This is a genomic window from Marinobacter sp. M5B (genome assembly GCF_042604615.1).
Classification (GTDB): Bacteria; Pseudomonadota; Gammaproteobacteria; order Pseudomonadales; family Oleiphilaceae; genus Marinobacter; species Marinobacter salarius.
In genome coordinates this window covers 685,535-697,625 of the sequence record NZ_CP156894.1, presented here as the reverse complement: position 1 = coordinate 697,625, position 12,091 = coordinate 685,535, and the positions used below count along the sequence as shown (strand labels likewise).

Genomic DNA, 12,091 nt, shown 5'->3' with positions numbered 1-12,091 from the left:
GACACCTGACAGCTGCTTGAAATACTGCTTTTCGAAGTCCACCGAGGACAACCCACTGTTGTTGCCGTGCCGGCGTATCGAGTTATAGAACATCTCCATGTAATCGAAGATATCCTGGCGTGCTGTTTCCCGATCTTTGTAGATTTTCCGTTTTACCCGTTCGCTCTTGAGCAACGAGAAGAAGCTCCCTGCAACGGCATTGTCGTGGCAGTTCCCGCACCGACTCATGCTAGGTTTCAACCGATGATCTTTCAGGAAGCCCCTCCATTCCCGGCTGGTGTACTGCGATCTCTGGTCGGAGTGGGTCAGAACCTCCTGTTTGGGGCGGCGATTCCAGGAAGCCATCAGCAGCGTATCCATAACCAGATCAGTCGACATTCTTGATTTCATAGACCAACCAAGGATTTGTCGTGGGAACAGATCCAGAACAGCGGCGAGATACAAGAAGCCCTCATGGGTTCGGATATAAGTGATGTCAGTCACCCATCGCTCGTTCGGCTCCTGAGCCTCAAAGTCGTGATTCAGGTGGTTGGGCGCAACGTGGGCAGGCTCTCCGCCGTAATAACCTTTGTGACGTTTTTAACCACGCTGAGCGCGGATACCTTCCGTCGTCATCGATCGGTACACCCGATTTTTGCTGCACTTCTCACCGAGATCTTTGAGATCCAAGGTGATATTTCGGTAGCCGTATAAACACCACTTTCGAGCCACGCCTGCTTTATTAGCCCGACGAGGCGGCGATTGGCCTTGGCTCGGGGGCTTTCAGGGTTATGCAGCAAGCATAGAAACCGCTGAAATGGACATTCAGAACGCTGCACATGACCCGTACTTGGAACTGCTTCTGGTAAACCCTGATGAAGCGATACTTTACTCGGACTCCTTTGCAAAGAACGCTGCTTTTTTAGTATGTTGCGTTCCTCCGTCACCCGACGCAGTTCGGCCCGCAACTGGCGAAGCTCATCCTGCTGCTCGGTGATGTGCTGATGCTGACTTCCAGGATCGCCATACAGCTTGATCCATCTATAAAGAATAGACTGCCAGAGGTGATCCCCAGTCTACAACACCCGTCGGGGCCCCTATAGCCCCCTTCAGTGATTTGCTTGACTGCCTCAATTTTGAATTCTTCGGAGCATCGCTTTCCGCTCACCACCAACACCTGTAGATTTGCGTTTAGTGTAACGCTACCAAGCGTCTACTGTATCGGGGGGCTTGCCAAACTGCTCCCGCAATAAGGCATTCTCCTCGGCCAGGGCAGCGTCAGAAGGCAGGTTGGGATTGGGTGGGGAAGCCATTGAATTTATGGTCGATATTATACCGAAAGTCCGTCTTCTCTACCCCTCGCAATACCCAGCGCGCCCGGATGCCACGCCACCACGCTACTGGTGTAAGCCTCAATTCGCGTTTGCATTTTCAACCACGGGTTCAGGGCTACCTTCCGGGATACGTTGAAGGCCGGAGGGCGGCAGAACCGCCCCGATTGCAGTCTTAGCAGATCGAAATAGTCAGTTTGCTTATTTATAGCCTTTCAGAATTGAGTCATCATCATCGCGTTGATTCGATTAGCGTTGCCGTCCCTACCATCGAATCGCTCCGATCTGGCGTGGATATATTCCAAACCGAGACTTACCCGCGGCACTATATCAAAGAAGATGTTTGCCCATGCTACGTCCACTCGCCGCCGCTCGATCGCCGCGAGACTGTCTGGTACATCGCTGCGCTGAACACGTGAGTAGGCAAACGTACTGGATAGACGGGGAGACCACTTCTGCTCCAAAGCTAGATAGCCCGAAGCATGTTTAATTGGCTCGACCTTGCCACCTTCAACATAGCCATCCGTCGTACTGGGGCTCATATAAAAGCCTATGCCTTCACCAACCCATAGTGCGGTTTTGAGTTTGGCAGACTGCCACAAGGGTTGAGCAAACTGAGCATATCCCCCCCAGCTGAACGCAGAATCGTCGATGCCGGAACTCTCCACGTCTAGCTCACGTACCATCCCAGCTAGGGCAAAGCGGCGACCGAACTCATATCGAGCGGTAAGTGCAGGTGCACTGGAGTTCCCGTCGATACCGATATCGTCTCGCGGTGTTGGATTTCCGCTCGCGTTTACCAGCTTGACATCGTGATCTTCTAAAGACAATGTCAACTGATGACTTTTCGCAGGCTTCATCGAGTAACGAAGCTGCGTGGTGCGACGGAAGGTACCCCCGGTCGGGCTGCCCAACTTAACAATTCGTGGCGAACCAATGAAACTCATAACATTCGACCAAGTTCGACCCGCCAAAACTGGGCCAAGCTCCATATATGCGTGTCGCAGCTGATTCAATTCGCCTTCACCAAGTCCGGGACGCCCCAGGAAATGGCTTTCGAAATAAGTATTTAGTTGACCATAGTCGGTGGCCGTACTCGTACCAATGTTGATGCGCGACTCCAATGCGTGCGCTGAGAACTTACCATCAGTTTCCCGGGGCGTCACATCTGCCAAGAATGGGTTAGTTACCTCCCCCATATCGTTATCCATATCGTAGATGAAATCCGCTTTCAAATAGCCACCAAGCCGGATATCTGTTTCAGTACCTGGAAACCGGAAAGTCGGGCGCCAGTTCCAGGGGGGGCCGATCCGGCTCAGTTCACCACTCCTAACCACTTCGCCGGGCTCGTACGAAGGATAAGGCCCCTTTGGCGCCTGTGCATACGCTGCACCTACGCTCAAAGCTAGAATTGGCAGTGAAATAATCGTTTTTTTAAATGCTTTGATTGAGTGATACATTAGATTCCTCTCTTTATTGTAATTGGACTTAATGTTTTATTTGCTAACCTCCATGTAATAGGTTTCCCCGACACCATTCCCTGCCGCGTGGTTTCTTGCTCTAGAGATCCAGCACTAGCTTCCTTCCTTGAGCTCGGGACACACAGACCGTCATCTTGTCTCCGGCCGCTTTTTCTTCATCAGTCAGATACATGTCCCTGTGATCTGGGTCGCCTTCAAGGACCCCGGTCAGGCAGGTTCCGCAAATTCCTTGCTCACAAGAGACCTCGACTTCAATGCCGTTTTCTGCGAGCACTTCGACCACGCTTTTGTCTTCCGGGATCAGGTAAGTGCGTCCTGATCTCGCCAGGGTGACTTCGAACTCACCGGTGGGGCCTGACAAGGCTTCGGGATCGGCATTGAAATATTCCAGGTGTATTGCCTGTGGCGGCCAATGAGTCGCCGCGATGTCTTCCACCATGTCCATGAAGGGTTTGGGGCCGCAGATATACATCTGCCCGCCTTCTGGACGATCTGCGAGGGTATGACGCAAATACGCCTTCGTCGCATCCGGCTCAAGCGCATAGTGAAAGTGAACTCGGTTGCTGTATACGCCCCGCCCCCCCAGCAATTCATGAAAGGCCGTATGCTTAATAGAACGGGTGAAATAAAGCAGGCGAAAGCTAGCGCCTGCCTTTTCCAGGTGCCTCGCCATGCTGAGGATGGGCGTGATTCCTATGCCACCTGCGATAAGGGTATAATGGCTGGCCCCCTCATCAAGCACAAAGTTATTGCGGGGCACACTGATCGTGAGCTGGTCACCCTCTTTGATCCGCTCGTGCATGCCCGATGAACCGCCGCGGGACTTTGCTTCACGTTTGACGGCAATAAGGTAGTGGTAAGTGTCGCCGGGGGCATTGCATAGGGAATACTGCCTAACGATTCCTGGCACCACATGGACATCAATATGCGAACCCGGGGTGAAGTCAGGGAGCTTTTGTCCCGCCGGGTCGACAAGCTCGAACGAAACGATATCGATCGCCTCCGGTCTGACTCTGTTGACTCTCACTGTTAACGTTTTATTGCTCATAATTCTTTCTCTCGTTTATCCAGGCCCGGCCCACTGATCCCGCCGTACCCAGAGTGCTCTCCTAGTGACCAAACATGGTGTCAGGGATCATAAGCGCGAGTTGAGGAAACAGAACGACAATCACCAGGCATAGCCCCATCGCAAACCAGAAGGGCAAGACGCCGACATACATCTGCGACAGGGGAATATGAGGCGCTATGCCCTTGACCGCGAACACATTCATCCCCACCGGCGGGGTGATAAGACCCATCTCCAGCACGATGACGACCAGCACCCCGAACCAGATCGGATCAATACCAAGTTGTGCGATGATGGGGAGGACAATCGGCAGCGTCAGGACGAGCATCGCGAACCCTTCCAGAAACGTTCCGAGGATCACATAGGCAACCAAAATGATCGCGAGGGTGCCGTATACTCCTAGCCCCAGCTCCATCATCTGCGAGGCCAACGCCTGAGGTATTCCCGACAGCGCTACAAATGGGCTGAATACATGGGCCGCAATGAGGATCAGGTAGAACACCGCCGTGGTACGCGCTGTCTCAACCAGAACCGACTGGAGGTCCCTCCATGACAGTTTGCGTCGCAACAACGCGATCAACAGCACCAGGAATGCACCAACACCTGCTGCCTCGACAGGGGTAAAGGCCCCGGCATAAATTCCACCGATGGTGATGAATGCGACGATCATCAATGGCGCCGCCTCTCTAATGGCGCACAGACGCTCCCTGAGCGGCGCCGCTTGCTGGGATGGCGCGTAGTCAGGCCGAATGAACGTCACGCCCAGAATAGCGACGATAAAGAGACCCATTAACAAAAGACCCGGAAGGATCCCCGCCATGAACAGCCGCCCGATGGATTGTTCCGACAGGATGCCGTAGATGATAAACCCGGTAGAGGGGGGGATGAGTATCCCCAGCGTGCCTCCGGCAGCGAGAGCTCCGGTAGACAGCCGGTGGTTGTAGCCGAGCCGCTCCATCTGAGGTAGGACGACTCGGCCCATTGTGAGCGCGGACGCCAGTGAAGAGCCACTGACCGCGGCGAATCCGCCGCATCCCAGGATAGTGGCGGAGGCCAAGCCTCCGCGATAATGTCCAACAACGGCTTGGGCCGCATCGTAGAGATTGCGGCTAAGGCCGGATATGACGGTCAGGTTCCCCATGAGTATGAACAGGGGGATCACCGAGAGAGTATAAGATGACGCGATATGCCAGGTTTCTGCAGTGAGAGTTCCCATGGCTGCGTTAAACCCGGTGGATGCCGTAATCCCACCGAACCCTACCGCTAGCAGCGAGATCCCTACCGGTACGCGGAGAATCAGCAGGACGAACAGCACAATCATCCCAATGAACCCGATGGTTAAGGCGTCCATCACTTCGGCTCCTTATGGGCTTCAGAAGTGGTTACCGTCCCGTCAATACTGCGCCTCGGAACACGGAGCAACTGCGTGAACAGGACAATGGCATAAAGTGCGGCGCTGAAAATGATCACGCCATAGAAGGGCCAGATCTTGATTTGCAGAAGATTGGTGGTTTCCTCCCATTCACGAGCGGCCTTCAGCCCGTGCACTGCCCCCCAGACAAGCAAGACCATCAGAGTCACCCCTAGCACTCGCGCCACAATGTCACCGATCAGGCGGCCTATGGTGCCCAGCCGCCGTTCGAACAGGTCAACAGCGATGTGGCCACCCGTTACGGCGCAGTGCGCCAGCCCCAACATGGTCGCTGGCACCAACATCATCTGCATTGCTTCCTTAGCACCAAAAATGGGTGCATTGAAGGCGTACCGCAGGACCACATTGAGGACGATAAAAAACATGATCCCGAACAGAATGCAGCCCGCTATTAATGCGCAATGCTTCGCGAGGCGTTCTATCAGGGACATCACTGAGCTCCCTTGGAGGTAGCCGCGTCACCACCCTGATAGGGCTGTCCCATCAGCTCGACAATCTTTTCCGCGTTGTCTACACCTTCGCTTTCCAGCTCTTTTACGGTCTGCTTGATGGCCGACTGTGAGAGCTTTCGGAATGCGGCGGTACCCTCAGGTGTTAGCTCGACTATGTTTTTATCCGCGTTGCGGATAGTCGCCATGCCTTCCTTATGTTGCTCCCGATAGGACTGGCTCGACTTCTTACTCATTTCATAGCCAGTGTATTTGTCGATAGCAGCCTGCTCGGCATCAGTAAGGTTTTCGTAGGAATCTCGATTCATCAACTGGAAGACAACGGATGTCGTCGAAGGGACCCCGACGGTGTAGTGATCGAACACCTCGTGTAGTTTGAAACTGTTCAAGGTCGAGCCCCCGAGCAAGGCGCCATCGATAACCCCAGTCTGCGCTGCGCTGTACACCTCGGTGATCGGCATGGAAACCGGCGTGCCGCCCCAGGCCTCTATCGCCTTACCGACGTTCGATGACGGAACGCGAATTTTCATGCCGTCAAGGTCGGCCGGTGTGCGCACTTCCTTGTTCCGCAACATGAGTATCGCGCTCTCGCTGGTGAAGACGGCCAACGGCTTGACCTTGGCATACTCGTCTTCAAGCAGCGGCATTGCATTCCACAGGCCGCCAGTGCCCTGCTCATCCGACTCGGGCACACCGGGGAGTTCGATTAGCAGGGTCTTGGGAAAATGTGAAGAGGTGTAGCCGGGCAGACCGTGAACGATATCCGCTACACCCCTGACGACGCGCTTGTACTGTTCAGTGCCGCCGGAGCCCAACTGACCAGCCGGATAGATGTTGAGTATCAAGCTACCGTCAGTAGCCTCGGCCAGTTGCTTGGCAAGCGGTTCCCAAACATTTTTCTGAAGATGGTGATTCGCGGGTACAAAACTCGCCAGGTTCAGTTCCGTGGCTTGGACACTCGAAAATGTAAGTCCAGTGATGATCCCACCGATGAGTAAAGTTTTGGCAATTCTGTTAGTGATGCTCATAGCCTTCTACCTCATGCCTATCAGTCTTGTTTTATGGGGCTGCCAGAGAGCCTGTCGACCCTCCTCATTCTCCCCTTCTTTGTACTTTCACGTTATGCGCATGCCTTTAGCTTGACCAATACCAAGTGCGCACCTCTCCATAGATAAAAGTTTACGCACCTCGGCTGACCGCAGTAGAGGCATGTATATCAGGTTGATATATCGCGGTTTCCTGGACAGGACACATCGGAGAAACGTTAATCAACCATTTGGTTGATAAGAAACAATCGGAGAGATATCGAATTGGAAGCGGCTCACCGTACTTCGGAGAATTACTTCTAGCTGTGCGGAAGCCGTCCGTGCTTATACTAGGAGAGTCTCGCAGAGCGTTCGGCTTCGTTCTCTTTGCGGATCAACTGATCACTCACTGCGCGGAGGGACTCTATGAATGCCGCCGAGGCAGGCGGTAAAGACATATCGGCCCGGACGCTGAAGCCAATGGATCTGGCTGTGCCTGGAAGCTCTATCGGCAGCACTTCAAGAATTCCGAACTGCTCTTCAAAATGGATTTGCTGGCGCGTGACGATAGCAATCCAATCGTTTCGCAACAAAAGTTCGCGCGTTGCTATGGAGGAACTACACTCTACGACCGCAGTGGGCGGCGGAAGCTTGGCTTGGCGGAACAACATCTCAAATTTGGCTCGAGCGGGTGTGCCTTTGACGGGCACAACCCAGGAAGCACGATTCAGATCTTCCATGCCAATGTGGGATCGGCCCGCAAGCGGGTGACCTCGGCGTACGACGATCGAAAGCGGCGTTCGATACAATACATCTTCTTGGACGTTCTTGGCCGGAGCAGGCTCGCGCAAGGCGCCGACAACAACATCGAGGTCACCGCAGTGCAGTCCGTCCAGCAGGGTACTGTATGGACCCTCCACAATGGAAAACCTGAGTTCTGGATGGGTCTGAGAAAGACGACTCAAAGCCTCCGGAATCAAAAAGCTCCGGGCTAGCGGCATGCTACCAATCGCGACGCGTCCCGTCAGCGTACCCGACCGAGCCTCCATTTCTTCGCAGACGTAACGTAACTCGTGCAAAACCAGCTTCGCCTGCCTCACCAGCAGAGCGCCAGCTTTGGTCAGGACCATACGCCCCGGACGTCGTTCAAATAGCGGCAAACCCACCAACTCTTCAACATCCCGGATAGCTCGGGCCACCGCAGTCGTGGAATGGCCGAGCATCGCCGCCGCAGCGGTTGCGCTGCCGCTGTCACCTGTTGCGACTAAGGCGCGCAGATGCCTCAACGCTGCATGACGATAGAACGGCACCTCTGTGCCTTGCATTTCAGGCAGGAACGATAACTCCTGACTGGCCTGTTTTAATTGCTGGCGAATTCGTCGAAAGCGATCGAATATCGACCCTGCCTGAGTATGGGGGACGATTCCATCGGGACGCCGCTCAAACAGCTCTACACCCAGACGCTCTTCGGTGACTTTGATTAAACGACTGAGTGCAGGCTGCGAGATGAACAGTGCCGGCGCTGCCCGACTTACACTGCCCTCCTCTAGCACTACCAAAGCGGCGCGAACACCCCGTAAGCTGACTGTACCCTTTTCTTCCATCATTTACTTACCTCGACCGTAGACCGCAGACAACATAGCACAGTGCCACCAGCTCTAGCATACAGCCTGGGAGATAGCTATGCGTGAAGTTTATTGCATGGGCTTTGACGCATTGAGCATTGGCCGCCACGAGAACGGACGGGAATACTGGAACCAAGCAGATTAATAACAGTAAAGGGCAATCGGGAGCATCGGTCGAGTCGCGTTAGTCGGCCACTCCCTACGCCGGTCGACAATAGCGGAGCCGATATGCAAACGCGAATACCTTGTACTCTTATGCGCGGAGGAACCTCGAAGGGCGCCTATTTTCTGGCTTCTGACCTTCCTGATTCGCCGGAACTCCGGGATCGGGTATTGCTCTCGGTAATGGGCTCGCCCGATAGACATCAGATTGATGGGCTGGGTGGAGCAGATCCCCTCACGAGCAAAGTTGCGGTCGTCTGTGCCTCTGACCAGGAGGGTGCCGATGTCGACTATCTGTTCGCACAGGTAAAAGTGGACCTGCCCGAGGTGGATATCACTCCCAATTGCGGCAACATGCTGGCCGGGGTCGGCCCGTTCGCGATTGAGCGTGGGCTGGTCAAGGCTGATTCCGAGACCACTCGGGTACGGGTGCACATGGTCAATTCAGGCAACATCGCCGATGTCATCGTACAAACGCCGGGGGGCAACGTCACCTATACGGGCGAAGCGCGCATCGACGGCGTCCCCCACACTTCGGCTCCGCTACTCATCGACTTTCTCGACACGGAGGGCTCGGTTTGCGGCAGCTTATTGCCAACGGGGAACCGAGTAGACGAAATTGAAGGCATGCGGGTTACCTGCATAGACAACGGTATGCCTGTCGTTCTGCTACGGGCAACAGACTTGGGCAAGACGGGATACGAAGACCCTGAGGCCCTGAATGAGGATCAAGTTTTTCGCGAGCGGCTGGAAGCCATTCGCCTGACGGCTGGCCCCATAATGAATCTAGGTGATGTAGCCAACAAAGTCGTTCCGAAGATGTGCCTTGTAGCCCATCCCCGGGCGGGCGGCGTGATTTCCACACGGACCTTTATCCCCCATGTCTGTCACCCCGCCATTGGCGTTCTGGGCGCTGTGTCCGTGGCGACTGCGTGCGTACTGGATGGAAGCGTGGCGAACGAACTGGCCGAACTGCCAGTTGGCAACCCCAAGCTCATGCCGATTGAGCACCCTTCTGGCGAGTTCACGGTGGAAATCGATGCAGAGGAGACACCGGATGGTCCCGTGTTCAGGCGCAGTGCGCTCCTGCGCACCACCCGGAGCTTAATGGAAGGGGATGCGTTTGTTCCCCACCACATTTGGGATGGCAAGGCCGGTAAAAGCGCCGAGCCCGACACCTGAACAGATTCATTGAACTGGCAACCCAAAGGGAGAGCCTATGAAACAACAACTTGATCGTTCGAATCCGATTCCCGATACCCGGGTTTTCGACTTGCGCGAATCGCGCAGAGGGTACCGCATCAACAAGATGTGCGACTCATTGATCGACGAAAATAACCGGGCAGCTTACAAAGCAGACGAAGAGGCCTACCTGAAAAAGTGGGGACTCACCGAAGAAGAGAAAGACCTGATTCGCGATCGCGACTGGGCTGGACTGAATGAGGCGGGTGGCAACATCTACTACCTGCTCAAGCTGGGCTTCGTCGTCGACCACGGTCTCTACCGTATGGGTGCGCAAATGCGCGGGGAGACCTTTGAAGAATTTCTGGCCGGACGCAACGCCAAGGGGGCGAGATAACCATGGGTAAGATCATTGCCGGAATCGGCACCTCACATGTTCCATCCATAGGCGGCGCATACGATCGCGGCGCCCAGGCTGATCCTGACTGGAAGCCGTTGTTCGATGCTTATATCCCGGTTCGGGAGTGGCTTGAAGAACTGAAGCCCGATGTCGCTATCATGGTTTACAACGACCACGGCGCTGACTTCTTTTTCGACAAGTACCCAACGTTCGCCGTGGGCTGTGCCGATCAATACGCCGTCGCGGATGAAGGTATGGGTGTACGGCCTTTGCCACGGATTAAGGGTGACTTCGAATTCTCCCAGCATCTATGCGAATCGCTGGTCTACAACGAGTTCGATCTGACGATGTGCCAGGAGATGGCCGTAGAACACGGCTTTCTGGTGCCGATGCACCTGTGCTTCGAACACAAGCCCGACTGGAATGTCGCCGCCGTGCCACTAGCCGTCAATGTGCTGCTGCATCCGCTACCGACGGCCCGTCGCTGCTACCGACTCGGCCAGGCGATCCGCCAGGCAGTTGAGTCGGACGAGCGAGACCTGAGGGTGGTCATCCTGGGTACCGGCGGCATGTCCCATCAACTTCAAGGGAAGCGTTTCGGGGAAATGAACAAGGAGTTCGACCAGGAGTTTCTGGACCGCATAGAAAACGACCCTGAAAGCCTTGCGGACATGACGCACCAGGAACTAATGCAGAAAGCCGGCGCAGAAGGAATCGAGCTGATTATGTGGCTGATCATGCGCGGCGCGACATCGGACAAGGCACGTCGGGTGCACCGGAACTATTACGGGCCGATGACCACCGGGATGGGGCTGATCACCTTTGAGGAGCCTGAATAGGCGCTACGCCTAGCCCAGCTTACTGCTTGCTGGGTTTCCGCCTAATACTCGAAATAGATAGGAGCAATCCATCGTGGAAAAATTCGTACGCAACGCTTGGTATGTCGCCGCTTGGTCAAAGGAAATTGGCAACACCCTGTTCTCTCGGCGGATCCTTGACGAACCGGTAGTTATGTACCGTACCAGTGATGGCACTCCCGTCGCCATGCTCGACCGCTGTCCACACAAGCTCACCCCTCTGTCCCTGGGACGAATTATCGACGACCGGGTGCAGTGCGGCTACCACGGCCTCGAATTCGACTGCTCCGGAAAGTGCGTGTATGTCCCCGGACAGAACAGAATACCGCCGCAAGCAAAAGCCAGGACCTTCCCATTGGTCGAACGCTATAACGCGCTCTGGATCTGGATGGGTGACCCCGAACTTGCCGACCCGGACCGCATCATTGAAGTGCAGCGATACGACGAGCCAGGCTGGGCCGTCATTGATGGGCAATACCAGTATCACCGCACCAGCTACCTGAACATCGCCGAAAACCTGGTGGATCCAGCGCATACCACTTATGTCCATCGCCAGACCATTGGCAACCCCGCAGCGGGTGAAGTCCCGGTCACTGTCGAGGTAAGCAAGGACGAGCGTGGTAACGATTACGTGCTCGCTTATCGCTGGACCAATAACGCCGAGCCACCACCCATCGATCAGAAGCTGGGAAGCTTCAGTGGCCTGACTGACCGCTGCCAGTATTACTACTACTACCTACCCTGTGTGTCTCGGGTTGATGTAGTGACAATGGAAGCGGGCCAGGAGCAGAGTGAAGAAAACAAGGACAAGGGCTTGCGCGCTTTCAGCTACAAGATGCTCACACCGGAGACGGAAAACCGGACGCACTTCTTCTGGATGCATGTACGCAATTTCAGGATCAACGAGGACGTGAGTACGTTGATTGAGGGAATGAATGCGACGTTCCAGGAAGACAACGAGATCTCCTCCGCTGTGCAACGGGAGCAGGAAGCTACCGGTGATCTTCAGTACGCATGGCTTGGGATTGATGCGGCGCCCTCACGAGTACGGAAAATGCTCGAGAAAATGGCGTCACCTGAGTAAGAAACGCGAGACACAAAG

At 55.0% G+C, this 12,091-nt stretch carries 10 protein-coding genes and 1 pseudogene; 4 read left to right on the top strand and 7 right to left on the bottom strand.

Annotation, left to right across the window (positions count from 1 at the left end):
- The 7 genes and pseudogenes from AAGD24_RS03155 to AAGD24_RS03125 all read right to left on the bottom strand — a co-directional run.
- Nucleotides 1-1,147: pseudogene (locus AAGD24_RS03155) on the bottom strand (IS3 family transposase); the annotation flags it as partial.
- A gap of 378 nt (nt 1,148-1,525) precedes the next feature.
- Nucleotides 1,526-2,770, bottom strand: coding sequence for a DcaP family trimeric outer membrane transporter (locus AAGD24_RS03150; RefSeq protein ID WP_379866543.1), 1,245 nt, complete (start codon nt 2,768-2,770; stop codon nt 1,526-1,528).
- 100 nt (nt 2,771-2,870) lie between these two features.
- A complete protein-coding gene (locus AAGD24_RS03145; protein ID WP_379866541.1) occupies nt 2,871-3,839 on the bottom strand; it encodes a PDR/VanB family oxidoreductase in 969 nt (322 codons plus the stop codon).
- Nucleotides 3,840-3,900: 61 nt separating this feature from the next.
- Nucleotides 3,901-5,208, bottom strand: coding sequence for a TRAP transporter large permease (locus AAGD24_RS03140; protein ID WP_379866539.1), 1,308 nt, complete (start codon nt 5,206-5,208; stop codon nt 3,901-3,903).
- Nucleotides 5,208-5,720 carry a TRAP transporter small permease gene (locus AAGD24_RS03135; protein WP_379866537.1) on the bottom strand — a complete coding sequence of 171 codons (513 nt, stop codon included), beginning with the start codon at nt 5,718-5,720 and terminating at the stop codon, nt 5,208-5,210. The genes AAGD24_RS03140 and AAGD24_RS03135 overlap by 1 nt, the downstream gene beginning before the upstream one ends.
- Nucleotides 5,720-6,766: a TRAP transporter substrate-binding protein gene (locus tag AAGD24_RS03130; RefSeq protein ID WP_379866535.1), complete on the bottom strand. Its 1,047-nt coding sequence runs from the start codon at nt 6,764-6,766 to the stop codon at nt 5,720-5,722. Before AAGD24_RS03130 ends, AAGD24_RS03135 begins: the two co-directional genes overlap by 1 nt.
- 347 nt (nt 6,767-7,113) lie before the next feature.
- A complete protein-coding gene (locus AAGD24_RS03125; protein ID WP_379866533.1) occupies nt 7,114-8,370 on the bottom strand; it encodes a LysR family transcriptional regulator in 1,257 nt (418 codons plus the stop codon).
- Between the two features lie 246 nt (nt 8,371-8,616).
- On the opposite strand from AAGD24_RS03125, the gene AAGD24_RS03120 reads away from it, so the two are divergent.
- The 4 genes from AAGD24_RS03120 (at nt 8,617) to AAGD24_RS03105 (ending at nt 12,073) form a co-directional block, all read left to right on the top strand.
- Nucleotides 8,617-9,732 (top strand): 4-oxalomesaconate tautomerase, encoded by a 1,116-nt coding sequence (locus AAGD24_RS03120; protein WP_379866531.1) that lies wholly within the window; start codon nt 8,617-8,619, stop codon nt 9,730-9,732.
- A 37-nt stretch (nt 9,733-9,769) separates the two neighbouring features.
- Nucleotides 9,770-10,129, top strand: coding sequence for a hypothetical protein (locus AAGD24_RS03115; protein ID WP_379866529.1), 360 nt, complete (start codon nt 9,770-9,772; stop codon nt 10,127-10,129).
- Between the two features lie 2 nt (nt 10,130-10,131).
- Nucleotides 10,132-10,971, top strand: a complete 840-nt coding sequence (locus AAGD24_RS03110; protein ID WP_379866527.1) for a class III extradiol dioxygenase family protein — start codon at nt 10,132-10,134, stop codon at nt 10,969-10,971.
- A gap of 73 nt (nt 10,972-11,044) precedes the next feature.
- On the top strand, nt 11,045-12,073 hold the full coding sequence (locus AAGD24_RS03105; RefSeq protein ID WP_379866525.1) for a Rieske 2Fe-2S domain-containing protein: 1,029 nt from the start codon (nt 11,045-11,047) through the stop codon (nt 12,071-12,073).
- The last annotated feature ends 18 nt before the right edge of the window (nt 12,074-12,091 follow it).

Coding starts and splice junctions, on each gene's coding strand:
- AAGD24_RS03110 (WP_379866527.1), top strand. CDS start 10,132: ATGGGTAAGATCATTGCCGGAATCGGCACCTCACATGTTCCATCCATA.
- AAGD24_RS03125 (WP_379866533.1), bottom strand. CDS start 8,370: ATGATGGAAGAAAAGGGTACAGTCAGCTTACGGGGTGTTCGCGCCGCT.
- AAGD24_RS03120 (WP_379866531.1), top strand. CDS start 8,617: ATGCAAACGCGAATACCTTGTACTCTTATGCGCGGAGGAACCTCGAAG.
- AAGD24_RS03145 (WP_379866541.1), bottom strand. CDS start 3,839: ATGAGCAATAAAACGTTAACAGTGAGAGTCAACAGAGTCAGACCGGAG.
- AAGD24_RS03140 (WP_379866539.1), bottom strand. CDS start 5,208: ATGGACGCCTTAACCATCGGGTTCATTGGGATGATTGTGCTGTTCGTC.
- AAGD24_RS03115 (WP_379866529.1), top strand. CDS start 9,770: ATGAAACAACAACTTGATCGTTCGAATCCGATTCCCGATACCCGGGTT.
- AAGD24_RS03130 (WP_379866535.1), bottom strand. CDS start 6,766: ATGAGCATCACTAACAGAATTGCCAAAACTTTACTCATCGGTGGGATC.
- AAGD24_RS03135 (WP_379866537.1), bottom strand. CDS start 5,720: ATGTCCCTGATAGAACGCCTCGCGAAGCATTGCGCATTAATAGCGGGC.
- AAGD24_RS03150 (WP_379866543.1), bottom strand. CDS start 2,770: ATGTATCACTCAATCAAAGCATTTAAAAAAACGATTATTTCACTGCCA.